The following is a 14,356-nucleotide window of genomic DNA, read 5'->3' as shown; positions in this document are numbered from 1 at the left end:
GGTGCGGGTGATTCCGCATTCCTTTCCATGATTAAAAAATGATTGAACGCAGGGCAAGAAAAACTTACAATGAAAAGGTGTATGAAATGATAAAACATATCAATGATTTCATTGGAAGGATGACGCAATGACGGATTTACGTTTAACAGAACAACAACAAAATTATTTGCTTTGCTTTACCGACGAGCATCCCAGTCGCACGATTATTGACTTAAGTCAAATCTTTGCGTGTTCCAGGCCCAATGCAAAGAAAATGCTGGACCGCATGGTGAAGGCGGGGATTTTGTATAAGCAGAAAAATGATTACTACGTCACCGAAATCGGCACGTTGATTAAAGACAAATTGGAGCGGGAAAAGCAATTGCTTTCCCTAACCATGCAGGGTATTTTCGGCATTGAAGAAGATCGGGCCACGATCTTCTCCTCGCAGCTGATCGGCAAGGGAGAGAATTGCATCGCCTGTTTCCTGTCGCAAAAATCGAAGCTCTTCGAGCATTTGCCGGATCCCGGAGAAAAGGTGGACGGAGATTTTCTTCTCGAGATTTTGGATAAGAAAACCTATCCCGTGCACCTGACGATTTTTCAGCAACATGTGGACGAGGCGGAATCGGCGATTCGCCCGTCCATGGCCAATAAGGTTTTCGAAAACACGGCGGAGCTCGTCATCGGCGACTCGCCCCACGTGGTATTCACCACCCGTCCTCTAAAAAAAGAGCACAAAGGGCATATGAAACACGGTGCGGTCAAAGAGTTGGTCTACCAAAAAGACGGAGAGAGCCACGCCATTGCCTTTAAAGACCGACGGGCGGAAATTCCCTTGGATGTTTTCGGCCAGTGGACCTATTTAGGCGGCGGCGTGCTGATCGCCTACACTTGGTTCCGCTCCTATGCGGCGGTGAATTTTTCCGGCCACCGAGCCGAAGCGAATTATCTCTTGGTCTTAAATCTTGCACAGTGTTAGTGAAAGGAGTGGATTGTTGAAAATACTATTTATGATTCTGGGCTTTCTCTTTACGGGAATCGGCCTCATCGGCGTGTATCTGCCGGTGCTTCCCACGACGCCCTTTTTGATTTTGGCGGCGGCGTGCTTTGCCCGGGGCTCGGAAAAATTTCACAGATGGCTCACGGAATTGCCCCTCTATCGAGAAAATGTCGAGCCCTTGCTTGAGGGAAAGGGCATGACGAAGGAGAAGAAGTGCAAAGTGCTTGCGCTCATTACCTTGCTGTTGGCCATTTGCTTTTTTGCGATTCCCGTGAAACACGCCCGCATGGCCCTGGCCCTGGTGCTGGTGCTTCACTACTACATTTTTTTGAAGCGCATCCCTACGCAGTCGGCGGCAACTGCAGAGGAATAGGATTTTAAAGGATGGGGACATGAAACGATATAAATTCATACTTCTGCTTGTCCTCGCCATTTTACTGATTCCCGGCGGTGCATGGGCGAGCGGGAGCACGGTGAAAGTGATGCTGTTAAAGAAAACGGAAGACGTCCCTTCCATGGCGCAAAAGGCGTTAAATCCGGAGGCGAAATGGATTGAAAAAGGCAATGAACGCCTGCTCACCCTGGAATTTTTGCCCTTAGACTTTATGGGCACCCGCGGCTATTTAGGCGAAGTCACCGTAGAGGGTCAAGGCGTTCAGGTGGCGGATTCCTACAAGGATTACGACAGCTACAACGACCCGCAAAAGGGAAGCGATCCGCGGATGAAGGGCAAGCTTTATCCGAAGACCGTCACCTTTTCCGTGGATCCCAATCGCGCCATTTACGACTTGAAGTTTTATGTGCCGGTTATGGGAGAAATGGGTTTTGGCGAGCAGGAGGCCCGTTTAAAAATCGACTGGCCGCACAAGGGCGGCGAAAAGACGGAGCCTGCGGCGAATAAAAACACGCCCCCTTTGACCCCGTCGGCGCCACTTGATTTCGAAGATGGTTTGTATGCCCTCGATGTGGCTCTGTGGCACGAAACGGAAGATAAGCCTTCCATGGGCAATGGCGCCCTGGATCCGAAGGCGGAGCTTTTCGTTAAAGACGGAAAAGGAACCTTGTTTTTAGGCACGAAGACGTTAAAAGTTTCGAATATACAGGCCTCGTTGAGTCGCGTGTTTTATGAAACCGACGAGGGATTTTCCGCGGCAGCCCCTCTCTGCTTCGATCTGAAGCCGGAGAACGAGCCGCTCCCTCGTCCGCGAATCTTTGCCCTGCCCCTCGAGGAAAAGAAGGCCATGATTCGACTGAAGGTGGATCCGAAAGTGGCCCCGATGGGAGATGAGCCTTTAAACGCGCGATTAAAATTGGATTTTCAAAGCGTGAAAAAAATCGAGGCCGACGAAAACACCTTGGCCCATCGGGCGGAGGTGGGACCGAAGAAGCCTTCTTTTGCCCAAGCCCATCGCTACGCGGACAAAGGCGTGGTGCTCTCTGTGCCTGAGGGCGCCTTTAGCGAAGGATTTGAATTTTACGCCAACGCCCTTAACGGGCGTGACCTTCAAACCGCACTCGGAAAGCTCAATCTTCCTGCGGGAACCAAGGCGTACAATCTGGCCTGCCGAAAGCCCGTTGAAAGGATTCCGAAAGATTACACCGGCTCGGTTCAAGCCTTGGGAACCAATCTTTCGCCGCAAAAGCCCGTGGCGGCAGCCATTCCCTTTCAAGGGGCCGTGGCGGAGATTTACAACGAAAAAGGGGAGAAGCTTCCGTCAAAAATAAAAGAGGGAAGCATTCATTTCACGACGAAAAGCTTGGGCACATTCTTCATCAAAACGGCGAAAACCCCTTCAAAGCCCGTCACAAGCAGTGGCCTGAGGATGAAGCCACAGGCAAAGCAGAAGGCCGTGAAGCCGCCGAAGGGACAGGGGCCGAAGCATGTAAAATCGACTGCCCCGCCCCCTGCAACATCGACGAGTGCGCCCACGGCTGCAAGTTCGTCGACACCTGAGTATTCAACGGCGGATGGGGACGCACCGGCTTTTGCAGAAGGCGCCTATGATGTAGACGAGGAGGCCGTGGCCGGGGAGAGCACTCGAAAGGCACCCCTGAACGAAGAAGCAATGCAAGAGAAAGAGAGGCCGGGTCTGATTATTTTTTGTTTGACGATTATCTTCGCCGCACTGGGCGGCGGCGCATACATGACGAGAAAGTATTACCGCATGTATATGGACGAATTGATCTATGAAGCGGAAAGAGAGAGGGAGAGCCGATGAAAAAGTTATTTTCTCTTCTTCTGGCCTTGCTGCTCTTCGTTCCGGGCATCGGCTTTGCCGAAAGTCCTTCCATTGTAGAAATGCATGCCGCTTACAGCCACCCGGTTACCGGGGCCATTGAAGATGCGGGGAAAAACGAAGGCATCGGTCAAGGCATGGCGGAGGGCGTACTTGACCCACAAGCCCTTTACGAGGAAGTGGGCGAAAAACACCTTTTAACCATTCGCCTCCACATGATGGACAATGTGTCTAAAGTAAGCATTGCCGCGCAAAAACGCGGCGCGAGCGGATTCAGCAATGTGTCTTACGACTCGCCTCAAGGCGGCGGGGAGTGGAAAGATTTTCGCTTTCAGCTGCCGGCGAAGGATTGTGTGATTCGCCTAAGTTTGTTTATCGACGCCATGGGGCGGGAAGTGGTTTTTTACGGCGACATGGGAAATAGGACGCCGGGGAATACGGATTTCGTCTTGTCGCAAGGCGCGGCCCAAAAGCCCCCAACGGAACAATCGCCACCGGCAAAAAGTGCAGTCGGCGCCAAAGCGAAAGTCGACGGCGCATCTCCGGCTGCTGCGGCGGCCCAAAGCCCGTCCCCTGTGGCAAAAAGTCCGACGGCAGAGGCATCCGGTTCCGAAAAAGCTGCCCCAACCCACGGCGGCGCCTCGGGCCTTGGCGATACGGAAAGCGACATCGGTTACGAACACGGGCTGTTAACGGAAGATTCGCCGGAGATACAATCCCTTGAAAACGGCGAAGCTGCCAAAGGCGACAAAACCGAAGCGCCGAAGAAAAAAGCCCCTTGGGGGCCTGTGACGCGAATTGTTTTCGCATCCATGATGGCGATTTTGGTCTTTGTGACCTGCGGCGCCCTGTCGGCTGGCTGTGTGTTCTATGTTTTGGCACAGAAAAAGCGCCTGCTCAATGAATTAAGAGAGGAAGATGACGATGAAGACTTCAGTTTTGAAGATTTTTAGCATCGCTTTCATCCTCGTTCTGCTTACCGGCTGCGTGAACCAAAAAGAAAAGCAACAAAAGCGAATCGACGGCGATCACGCCCGCATCATCACCACATCGGCGGCTTGTGCCGACATCATGGACAAGCTGGATGTGGACCTCGTCGCCATTGCGGAATCGCAATTGCAACCGCCGCCGGAGCGTTACAAAAACCTTCCCACCATCGGCATGGCCATGAGCCCGGATATGGAAAAAATTTCCTCCATGAATCCGGACTACGTTTTTTCCCCGGCGAGCCTCATGCCCGACCTCTTGCCAAAGTATCAGGCGGCGGGCATCCACTTCGGCTTCGTGAATTTATCCAATGTGCCGGGGATGTATCGCTCCATCGAGGACTTGGGCCGTCTTTTAAATCGAGAAAAAGAAGCGGAGGTTCTCGTAAAAGATTACGAAGACTTCATGAAGGATTTCAAATCGCGAAACAAAGGGCCCGCCCCCCGCGTCTTGATCCTCATGGGCCTTCCCGGATCCTATGTGGTGGCGACGGACAAATCCTATGTGGGCAGCTTGGTCAAGCTGGCCGGGGGCGAAAATGTCTATCCCGATGAGGATCAGCAGTTTTTAACGGTGAACACGGAAGATATGTTGGAAAAAGATCCGGACATCATCCTCCGAACGGCCCACGCCATGCCCGAGAAGGTGCACGAAATGTTTCAAGACGAATTTAAAACCAACGATGTGTGGAAACACTTCCGCGCCGTAAAGGAGGACAAGGTGTTTGACCTTAACACGAAGCTATTTGGTATGAGCGCCAATTTTTCCTACAAAGAGGCGCTGGGAGATTTAGAAAAGGTGTTCTATGGACAAGGGAATTGACGAATTAAAACAAAAAGTACGCAGGCGATGGATTTCCTTCGCCGCTGTCGCCGTCCTCCTGGTCGTGGCCTTTTTCTTCTCCCTGACGGCAGGCTCTTTAAAATTAGGCGTGGGTCAAATTCTGCGGGGGCTGTTCGTCTCCTACGACGGGGATGTGGCGCGGATTTACGATTTGCGCTTCCCGCGGGTGTTTATCGCTATGTTGGCCGGTGCGGCCCTGGCCACATCGGGGACCCTTTTGCAGGCGGTGATGAAAAACCCCTTAACGGATCCCGGGATTATCGGCATTTCCGCGGCGGCAAACTTCGTGAATTCCATGGTGCTCGCCTTATCGCCTGCCCTTATGGGCTTCTCGCCCCTATTCTCCATCGCCGGCGGTCTTTTCGCCTACTTTTTGATCTACACCCTGGCATGGGACGGCGGCGTGCGGCCCACGCGATTAATTCTCGTGGGCGTGGCCCTGAACATGACCTTCATCGGCATCGGCGAAGGCATAAAATCCGTCATGGGTCGAAATTTAAGCGCCACCCAGGCCATTATCGAAGGGAATGTGGCGCAAAAAACCTGGAGCGACGTGCATATTCTCTGCCTCTACGTCATTGTCTTTTTGGTGGCGGCGCTGTTTACCATTCGCTCCCTGAATTTATTGAGCCTGGAAGATAAGACCGCCCGGGCCCTGGGCGTGCGTGTGGATCGCGACCGCTTTATCGTGGCCCTCATCGCCATTATTTTGGCGTCGGTCACCACGGCGGTGGCGGGGGTCATCGGCTTTTTGGGCCTCATCGTGCCCCACATCGGCCGAGTCCTCGTCGGGGGCGATCACAAATACCTACTGCCCTTCAATATGCTCCTCGGCAGTTTGGTCTTGCTTCTGTCGGACACAGTGGGGCGCATCGCGGCCTACCCCTACGAAATACCGGCTGCGGTGATTATGGCCGTCTTCGGCGGGCCCTTCTTTATCGCATTGTTGAAGCTGGGAGGCGAAAACTATGGAGATTAAAAACCTAAGCTACGCCTATACCAAGGGCCATTTGATTTTAAACAAGCTCAATTTAAAAGTGACACCCGGCGCCATTACCACCCTTATGGGCGCCAACGGCTCGGGAAAATCCACTCTTTTAAAAATTATGAGCCGCCAAATGAAGCCGAGCCGCGGTCGGGTGCTTTTGCACGGAAAAGATATTTTCTCCTATCCGCCGAAAGACTACGCCCGCGAGCTTGGCATCGTGCATCAACAAAATCGCATCATCGGCGATTTAAAGGTGAAAGACTACGTTTCCTACGGCAGAAATCCCTACTTAAAGCCCCTGCAGAAGTATTCGGCGGAGGACATGGAAGAAATCGAACGGGCCATGGAAATGACCGGCATCACGGAATTGGGGCAAAGGGAAATCAGAACCCTGTCCGGCGGGCAGAAGCAGCGGGTGTTTATCGCCATGGCTTTGGCGCAGTGCTCCGATATTCTTCTGCTGGACGAGCCCACCACCTATTTGGACATTAAGTACCAGTTGGAAATATTGCGTCTGGTAAAGAAGATCAACGAAGAGCGCAACACCACCATCGTCATGGTGCTCCACGATATTATGCAGGCCATTAATTATTCCGATGAAGTGATCGGCATGTATCACGGCAAAATCGTCTACCAAGGCGATCCCAAGGAGGTGCTGAACAGCCGCGTCATTAGTAAACTCTACGGCACGGAGCTGGAGCTGATCGAGGTCGGCGGCGCGTCCATTGTAAAACCCAAGGAGGATTAGATGAAAGGATTTATAGCCTACTCGTCGAAGACGGGAAACACAAAGCGTATGGCACAGTACTTGTACGACGCGCTGAAGGAGAATCGGGACATGACCCTTTTGGATCTGAAGGACAAACCGGATCTGGCGATCTACGATTACGGCCTTCTCGGCGGCTGGTGCGACCGGGCCATGCCCGACAAGGCGGTGATGAACGCCCTGGAAGGGGCGCCGAAAAAACTCGGGCTCTTTTTAACCATGGGCGCCATGCCCGATTCCGAGCACGGAAAACGGGCCATGGAGGGCCTTAAAAAATGCCTATTCGATCACAAGAAAGAAAGCTTAGGCACCTACTTATGTCCCGGAAAAGTGGACGAAAAATTGGCGGCCCGCATCGATCTGCTCGTCTTTGTGCCGAAGGATGCCAGGGAGCAAATGAAAGAGGCTTCCGAAAAATCCAGAGAGGCGACGGAAGAGGAGCTGAAGGAAGCGGCAATGTATTTCACAGAACAATTGGAAAAAGGAGGAATTCGATGAAAAAACAAAAGACGAGTTTAGCCTTGGCGGCATTAATGGTGCTCCCTGCCGTGGCTCAGCCCATTTTTTCGACTCAAGTTCAGGCTTACGGTGCGCCGACGGTCGCAAGGGAAGTAGCGCAGACAAGGCCTTTATCGGAAAATAGTCTGTCGGCAAATGAAGCCAAAACCTACGACGTCACCTACCGATTGGTTAAAGAAGAGAACGAAAACGAAAAGTCCATGGCAAATAAGGCCATTATTTCTCAAGGGAAAGTGGTCGAAGAAAAGGGAAAGTTCACCTACACGATAAAAACGCAGCCCATGATGAACGGAGCCGGCGTCATTCTGGAGCTCTTTTACACAGCGGACGGGGAAGAGAAAAAGGCAACCCCCGTATCTGACGGCGTGTGGTCCATTACCCTGGATCAAAAAGCGGATCGCATCGCTCTTGGTTTCAATGTAAGAATTATGGGCGTGCCGGGGAAAAAGAGCGCGGTGTTAAAAGTTGCTTGGCCGACAGAAGGCGCGAACGATGAAGGCGATAAGAAGCCTGAGATGAATGAAAAGGCTACGCATCAAGTTCCCGTGAAACTGACGAAAGAAGACGGAACGCCTTTGATAGAAGGGGATATTTTGGATCCGACGGCGACGGTCGATGTCGACGGCGAGGATTACACCTACACCCTTCAGTTCAGGTACTTTGAAACCGACGACGAAGAGGGCTATCTCGAAAACCTTTTCTATTATGATGAAGCCGGCGTTCAAAAACAAGCGAACAACTACGGCGGCCACCGATGGTCCTTTGCGACGAAAGGAAAAGTCGAACGGCAAAAGGTTCACGTATGGGTCGATATAGATGGTCAAAAGAAAAAACAAGACGCTTATCTGACTTTTGATTTTTCCGGCGCGAATGAAAGCAATGGCGAAAAGAAACCGGGCGGGGAAGGACAAACGCCCGAGGAGAGCGGTAAGACCCCGGACAAGCCTCAAGACAAAAATAACGATCAATCCCGAAGCTACGAACTCCCCGTGAAATTAGTAAAAGTCGACGGCGGAAAATCCATGGCCGCGTCGGCGATAAATAAGACGGCGAAGGTGGAAATCGCCAATGGCAGCTACACCTACTACGTTCAATTCATTCCCATGAAGACGATGGGCATGGAAGGTCACCTGACCAATCTCTTCTACTACGACGGCACGGAAAAGCGCCAAGCGACGAACCATGGCGACGGCCTGTGGTCTTTCACACTGAATGAGAAAGCGGAATCGCAAAAGATCGCCATTTGGGTGGATATCATGGACGAGTTAGCAGGCGGCCCCGGCAAAGGCGAACAAGACGCCTGTTTGAAATTCGATTTTTCCGGCATTGAAGAAGACAAACCGGAAGACGGCGATAAGAAACCGGGCGGGGAAGGACAAACGCCCGAGAAGCCGGAAGACGGCAACGAGACCAAACCCGAAGATGGAAATAAAGACAAGCCGAAAGACGGCAACGAGACCAAGCCCGAAGATGGAAATAAAGATAAGCCGAAGGACGGCAACGAAACCAAGCCCGAAGATGGAAATAAAGAAAAGCCGAAAGACGGCAACGAGACCAAGCCCAAGGATGAAAATAAAGACAAGCCGAAGGATGAAAAGCCTCTCGACAAAAAAGACGATACGAAAAAGGATCAAACTCTGCGCTACGAGCTTCCCGTGACAATGATGCGAGTGGGCGGCGGAAAGTCCATGGCCGCCTCGGCCCTGAGCACCTCTGCCACGGTGGATGCCTACAACGGGCGCTACACCTATTATGTTCAATTTAAACCCTTGAAGATGAACAATATGGAAGGTCGTCTGACCAATCTCTTCTATTATGACGGCGGCGCGAAACGCCGAGCCTCTTATCACGGCGACGGCCTGTGGTCCTTCACTTTACGGGAGAAAGTCCAATCCCAAAAAATTGCCCTTTGGGTGGATATTATGGACGAGCTGCAAGGGGGCAAGCCCGGAGCCGGCGAACAAGACGCTTACCTGCAATTTGACTGGAACAGCGCAAGGGAAACGCGCCGCATCGACGGTGAAGTGAAGACGCCTGAAAAGCAAACAGAAGAGAAGAAAACGGAAGACAAGAAAAAAGAAGAACAGAAATCCGCTGAAGACAAGAAAAAAGAATCCCTCAAGGTGCAAGAGGAGGCGGAGCGAAGCGCGATCTTGAAGCGCTTTAACGATGTGGGCGCCGATCACTGGGCAGTGGACGCCATCGCTCACAGTGTGGCCCGCGGCTACTTCAAGGGAGAGGGGAATTCCCGCTTCGCGCCGAACCGGGCTATAACCCGCGCGGAATTTGTGACGATTCTCGGAAGAAAAGCCGGTATCACCTCCTCCGGTGCGTCGACGGCCTTTCGCGATGTCAAAGCCGATGCCTACTACGCCCCTTATGTGGCTTGGGCGGAGTCCAAAGGCATTGTAAAAGGCACGGGCTTCGGAAAGTTTGAACCGAACCGCACCATTACGCGGGAAGAAATGGCCGTGATTTTGGATAAATTCCTCGCCGATCAGAAAAAAACCTATCCTTCGACAAACAAAGCTCAGTTTAATGACGGCACAACGATTTCATCCTGGGCAAAGGGATCCGTCGAAAAAATGACCAATCAAGGCCTCTTGTCCGGCGTCGGAAACGGAAATTTCGTGCCTAAAGGCAGCTTTACCCGCGCCCAAGCCGCCCAAGTGTTGTACACCATTGATAAAAAAGATATGAAATAAGGAGAACGACGATGAAAAAAATCTTATCCCTGGCCCTGGCCCTTGTGTGCTTACTGGCGCCCAATATGGCCCATGCCGAATCGAGCAAAACCTACGACGTTCCCGTGGCATTAAAACATGCCACAGCCGAAAAAGAATCCATGGCCAACAAGGCTCTTTCTCCCGTTGCAGAAGTGAAGGAAGAAGGGGGCAAGTTCACCTACAAAGTCTATGTAAAGCCCCTGAATTTCATGAACCAACAAGGAAATTTAACCAATCTCTTTGTCCTCACGGGAGGCCGTAGAGAAGCTACCGGCCTCGCAGGCAAAGGCGAATACACAAAATGCTTCACTTTTGAAAGCGGAGCAAAAGAAAACATGGTGGACGTCGCCGTATGGGTAGATGTCATGGACCAAATGCAAGGCGGCACGCCCGGTGCCGGTGAACAAAAGGCACGCCTGGTTTTCGACTGGTCTCAAGCAAAAATGACCAAAGCGGCGGAATCGAACAAAACCCCCGAAGCCAAAGGCGACAAAAAAGCCATTACGATTTTGGTCAACGGGAAGGAAGTCAAAACAGACAGCCCTGCATTTATCAAAGACGGTCGCACCATGGTGCCTGTCCGCTTTATCTCTGAAGCCCTGGGGCTGAAAGTGGGTTGGGATCAAAAAACCCGCACGGTCACCGTCGACGAAGGCGCAAAGGCCATGAAACTTACCATCGGCTCGAAGAAAATTGTTCGCGCCGACGGCAAGGAAACGGCCATCGACGTGCCCGCTATGATTAAGGGCGGCCGCACCATGGTGCCCATTCGCGCCATCGGCGAACTTTCCGGCGCCAAAGTGGACTGGAACGCAGCCAATCGCGAAGTCATCATTCAAAAATAGAAGGGAGCCGGCGCCTTCGCCGGCCCTTTTATTTTTTGAAAGAAAGGAGGGAAAGGATTGATCGACAAGCGATTACTCCGCTATTTCAGCGAATCCAAAAAAGCCATCGCTCAAGTCGTGGGGCTGAAGTGCCTGCTCTTGGTTTTGAATAGTTTGGCAACGGGGCTTTTGGTCTATGCCTTGCGCCTGTTTTTTACGGAAAGTGCTTGGCAAAGGTCCTTATCCTTTGCCGTAATCGGCAGTTTTATAATTTATCTCTTGCGCTTTGTCGTGGCAAAAAAAGAAGTGCGCCTGGCCTACGCCGCATCGGCATCTGTAAAAGAAAAAATGCGCAGTGCACTCTTTCGAAAGCTTATGAACTTTGGCGTCCGCTACAAAGAGCGTCTGCGCTCGGCGGAGGCGGTGCAGATGATCGGCGAGGGGATCGATCAATTGGAAATCTACTTTTCCGCCTACTTGCCCCAGTTTTTTTATAGCATGATCGCGCCGGTTTTTCTGTTTTTCCTCATCGGTTCCATGTCGTGGACCGTGGCCATTGTGCTTTTAATCGGTGTGCCCCTGATTCCCTTGGCCATTGCATTGATTCAGACCTTTGCGAAAAAAACCTTCGCCAAGTATTGGACGGAATACACCGATGTCGGGGACGAGTTTTTAGAAAACCTTCAGGGCCTCACCACCTTGAAGATCTACGGCACCGATCCTTATCGCCACAGGCAAATGGAAAAATCCGCGGAAGCTTTTCGCGTACAAACCATGCGCGTCTTGACCATGCAGCTTAATTCCATCATCGTCATGGACTTCGTTGCCTACGGCGGCGCGGCCATCGCCTTGGTGGTTTGTTTAAAAGCCTGCATGAGCGGCCGCTTAGATTTTTTTGATGCTCTGTTTATCTTGCTTTTGTCGGCGGATTATTTTTTGCCCATGCGGCAATTGGGATCTTTTTTCCACATCGCCATGAACGGCATGGCGGCGGCGGACAGAATGTTTGATCTTCTTGACTTGGAGGAGGAAGAAGACGGTACTCTGGCTATGGCGCCCGAGGCGGATCGCTTGACGGCACAGGGTCTGAGTCTGTCTTACGACGGTGAGAAAAATGCCTTGGATCAATTGTCTTTCGACGTAAAAGGACCGCAACTTGTGGGCATCGTCGGGCCGTCGGGCTCGGGGAAATCCACTTTGGCCGCCGTGTTGTCGAAGCAGCTGAAAGGCTACGGCGGATCCTTGGCCTTTTGCGATGTGGAACTTTCCCACACGAAAGAAAAAAGCCTGTTGGATCATGTGACCTACTTAGGCGCCGAAAGCTACTTAATAGGCGGAAGTGTAAGGGAACTTTTGGCTATGGCCAATCCCCGGGCCTCGGTGGCGGCCATGTGGGACAGCTTGGAGCGTGTAAATTTAAAAGAATATTTTGCCGCGGAAGATGGGCTGAATACCATCATTCAAAGCGGCGGAAGCAATCTCTCCGGCGGCCAACGGCAGCGGCTCAGCCTCGCCATGGCCCTACTGCACGACACGCCGGTTTACATTTTCGATGAGGTGACGTCGAATATCGACGTGGAAAGCGAGGAAAAAATCGTCGGCGAAATTCGCGCCCTGGCCGAAACCCGCTTGGTGTTATTTATCAGCCATCGCCTGGCCAATGTGAAAGACGCCGGCAGGATCCTGGTTCTCAATCAGGGGCAGTTGGTGGAAGAAGGCCGACACGAGGAGTTGCTGGAAAAAGGCGGCATGTACAGCGCCCTGTGGAAGACACAGGCGGAACTTGAGAGCTACCGGGGAGGTGAAGTGTATGCGTAAACCAATGGAAGTGATGGGGCGGCTCATCGGGCTGGTCAAGCCCCTGGCGCCTGTGATGGCACTGGCCATTGCCCTGGGCGTGCTGGGCTTTTTCTCGGCAACGGCCATTTCCGCCTTAACGGCCTACGGCCTGGCATCGGCCTATTTCGGCGTGTGGGTTGGACCGTCTTTGGTGGCGGCCATTCTTATCGCCGGCTTTCTTCGGGGCCCCTTGCGCTACGGCGAGCAGCTATGCAATCACCACATCGCCTTTAAAATTCTTGCCATTTTGCGGAGCAAGGTGTTTGCTTCTTTGCGAAAATTGGCCCCGGCGAAGTTGGAAGGAAAAGATAAGGGCAATCTCATCACCCTGATCACCTCGGATATTGAATTGTTGGAAGTATTTTACGCCCACACCATTTCCCCCGCGGCCATCGCCTTGATTTTCTCCCTCATATCTGTGACTCTTCTCGCGAAAGCGGAGCCGCTCTTGGCTCTCTATGCCGCCTTCGGCTACACCGTCGTCGGCGTGGGGCTACCCTTGTATCTGTCCAAGCGAAACAAAAACCTCGGTCTCGATGCGCGAAATGCAAGCGGCCGCTTGAGCGGCTTTGTCTTAGACGGCTTGCGGGGACTGAGAGAAATTCTCCAGTATCGTTTTGAGGAAAGCTATTTAAAGAATTTAAAAGCCATGAGCCGAGAAAGCATCGAGGCGGGCGGCCGCTTAAAAGATGAGACGGCTTTCGGCATGGCGATGACGGGCATGGTGTTAAGCCTCTTGCACTTGGGGCTTGTGGTCTTGGCGGGCATGATCTACCTGAGAGGCACGGAAGATGTGGTCATGCTTTTTACGGCGGTGGTTTATATTCTTTCCTCTTACGGGCCTGTGCTCGCCCTGGCCGCCTTGGGAAATACCCTGCAGCCCACCTTTGCTGCGGGCAATCGGGTGTTGGATATTTTAGATGAGTGCCCGAAAGTGGAAGAAGTTGAAAATGGCGTCGCCGTGAATTTTACGGGGGCCGCACTGGAAGCGGTGGATTTTTCCTACGAAAACACGGCGATTTTGCAAGCCATGAATCTGGAAGTAAAAAAAGGGGAAATCCTCGCCCTTCAGGGCAAGTCGGGTTCCGGAAAATCCACGATTCTTCGTCTTCTTATGCGTTTTTGGGACGTAGACGGCGGCTCCGTGAAGATCGGGAGCGAAGATATTCGAGCCATCGACACAGCATCTTTAAGAAAAGCGGAAGGGTTTATGACCCAGGAAACCTATTTGTTTAACGAGACCATTGCATCGAACTTGCGCTTGGCCCGCTTGGATGCCACGAAGGAGGAAATGGAAGCGGCCTGTCGCCGAGCCGCTGTCCACGATTTCGTTCTTTCCCTCCCCAAGGGGTACGACACGAAAATCGGCGAAATGGGTAGCCGCCTGTCATCGGGTGAACGGCAACGCCTGGGTCTGGCCCGCGCCTTTTTGCATGACGCGCCCTTTTTGCTCTTGGATGAACCGACATCGAATCTGGACAGCTTAAATGAAGCCATGATTTTGCGGTCTTTGAAAGAGACGGCAGGGGAGAAGACGGTACTCATGGTGAGCCATCGTCCCTCTTCTTTAACTGTAGCGGATCGAATCATCCATTTAGAGACTGATCGCGTTTCTTAATAAAAAAAGCTTCCGCGCTTGGAAAAA

Annotated in this window: 12 protein-coding genes; all 12 read left to right on the top strand. The window is 52.3% G+C overall.

From position 1 onward, the window contains the following. The first annotated feature begins 127 nt into the window (after positions 1–127). Genes OCV31_RS01985 through OCV31_RS01930 form a run of 12 tightly spaced genes read left to right on the top strand, consistent with a single transcriptional unit; the run spans position 128 to position 14,329 of the window. Complete coding sequence (locus OCV31_RS01985) at positions 128–961, top strand: MarR family winged helix-turn-helix transcriptional regulator (RefSeq protein ID WP_148472129.1); 834 nt, start codon at positions 128–130, stop codon at positions 959–961. A gap of 16 nt (positions 962–977) precedes the next feature. Further along, positions 978–1,355: a YbaN family protein gene (locus OCV31_RS01980; RefSeq protein ID WP_148472127.1), complete on the top strand. Its 378-nt coding sequence runs from the start codon at positions 978–980 to the stop codon at positions 1,353–1,355. 19 nt (positions 1,356–1,374) lie between these two features. After that, positions 1,375–3,201, top strand: coding sequence for an NEAT domain-containing protein (locus OCV31_RS01975; protein ID WP_148472125.1), 1,827 nt, complete (start codon positions 1,375–1,377; stop codon positions 3,199–3,201). Then, positions 3,198–4,172 carry a heme-binding Shp domain-containing protein gene (locus OCV31_RS01970; protein ID WP_148472123.1) on the top strand — a complete coding sequence of 325 codons (975 nt, stop codon included), beginning with the start codon at positions 3,198–3,200 and terminating at the stop codon, positions 4,170–4,172. The genes OCV31_RS01975 and OCV31_RS01970 overlap by 4 nt, the downstream gene beginning before the upstream one ends. Beyond that, positions 4,144–5,028 (top strand): heme ABC transporter substrate-binding protein IsdE, encoded by an 885-nt coding sequence (gene isdE / locus OCV31_RS01965; RefSeq protein ID WP_108831872.1) that lies wholly within the window; start codon positions 4,144–4,146, stop codon positions 5,026–5,028. Before OCV31_RS01970 ends, isdE begins: the two co-directional genes overlap by 29 nt. Continuing rightward, positions 5,012–6,028 (top strand): FecCD family ABC transporter permease, encoded by a 1,017-nt coding sequence (locus OCV31_RS01960; RefSeq protein WP_148472121.1) that lies wholly within the window; start codon positions 5,012–5,014, stop codon positions 6,026–6,028. The genes isdE and OCV31_RS01960 overlap by 17 nt, the downstream gene beginning before the upstream one ends. Next, positions 6,018–6,785 carry an ABC transporter ATP-binding protein gene (locus OCV31_RS01955; protein WP_148472119.1) on the top strand — a complete coding sequence of 256 codons (768 nt, stop codon included), beginning with the start codon at positions 6,018–6,020 and terminating at the stop codon, positions 6,783–6,785. Before OCV31_RS01960 ends, OCV31_RS01955 begins: the two co-directional genes overlap by 11 nt. Continuing rightward, positions 6,786–7,301 carry a flavodoxin family protein gene (locus tag OCV31_RS01950; RefSeq protein WP_148472117.1) on the top strand — a complete coding sequence of 172 codons (516 nt, stop codon included), beginning with the start codon at positions 6,786–6,788 and terminating at the stop codon, positions 7,299–7,301. Further along, positions 7,298–10,027 carry an S-layer homology domain-containing protein gene (locus OCV31_RS01945; protein ID WP_148472115.1) on the top strand — a complete coding sequence of 910 codons (2,730 nt, stop codon included), beginning with the start codon at positions 7,298–7,300 and terminating at the stop codon, positions 10,025–10,027. Before OCV31_RS01950 ends, OCV31_RS01945 begins: the two co-directional genes overlap by 4 nt. A gap of 11 nt (positions 10,028–10,038) precedes the next feature. Further along, positions 10,039–10,893, top strand: a complete 855-nt coding sequence (locus OCV31_RS01940) for a stalk domain-containing protein (protein ID WP_148472113.1) — start codon at positions 10,039–10,041, stop codon at positions 10,891–10,893. Positions 10,894–10,950: 57 nt separating this feature from the next. Continuing rightward, entirely contained in the window at positions 10,951–12,690 is a 1,740-nt protein-coding gene (locus OCV31_RS01935; protein ID WP_148472111.1) for an ABC transporter ATP-binding protein/permease, read from the top strand. Then, entirely contained in the window at positions 12,683–14,329 is a 1,647-nt protein-coding gene (locus OCV31_RS01930) for an amino acid ABC transporter ATP-binding/permease protein (protein WP_267303743.1), read from the top strand. Before OCV31_RS01935 ends, OCV31_RS01930 begins: the two co-directional genes overlap by 8 nt. The last annotated feature ends 27 nt before the right edge of the window (positions 14,330–14,356 follow it).

This window comes from Aedoeadaptatus acetigenes, assembly GCF_025566985.1.
GTDB lineage: Bacteria > Bacillota > Clostridia > Tissierellales > Peptoniphilaceae > Aedoeadaptatus > Aedoeadaptatus acetigenes.
This window is presented reverse-complemented; position numbering and strand designations above follow the sequence as displayed.

Excerpts from the sequence above, each read along its gene's own strand:
- OCV31_RS01985 (WP_148472129.1), top strand. The coding sequence starts at position 128 with ATGACGGATTTACGTTTAACAGAACAACAACAAAATTATTTGCTTTGC.
- OCV31_RS01975 (WP_148472125.1), top strand. The coding sequence starts at position 1,375 with ATGAAACGATATAAATTCATACTTCTGCTTGTCCTCGCCATTTTACTG.
- OCV31_RS01970 (WP_148472123.1), top strand. The coding sequence starts at position 3,198 with ATGAAAAAGTTATTTTCTCTTCTTCTGGCCTTGCTGCTCTTCGTTCCG.
- isdE (WP_108831872.1), top strand. The coding sequence starts at position 4,144 with ATGAAGACTTCAGTTTTGAAGATTTTTAGCATCGCTTTCATCCTCGTT.
- OCV31_RS01960 (WP_148472121.1), top strand. The coding sequence starts at position 5,012 with ATGGACAAGGGAATTGACGAATTAAAACAAAAAGTACGCAGGCGATGG.
- OCV31_RS01955 (WP_148472119.1), top strand. The coding sequence starts at position 6,018 with ATGGAGATTAAAAACCTAAGCTACGCCTATACCAAGGGCCATTTGATT.
- OCV31_RS01950 (WP_148472117.1), top strand. The coding sequence starts at position 6,786 with ATGAAAGGATTTATAGCCTACTCGTCGAAGACGGGAAACACAAAGCGT.
- OCV31_RS01945 (WP_148472115.1), top strand. The coding sequence starts at position 7,298 with ATGAAAAAACAAAAGACGAGTTTAGCCTTGGCGGCATTAATGGTGCTC.
- OCV31_RS01940 (WP_148472113.1), top strand. The coding sequence starts at position 10,039 with ATGAAAAAAATCTTATCCCTGGCCCTGGCCCTTGTGTGCTTACTGGCG.
- OCV31_RS01930 (WP_267303743.1), top strand. The coding sequence starts at position 12,683 with ATGCGTAAACCAATGGAAGTGATGGGGCGGCTCATCGGGCTGGTCAAG.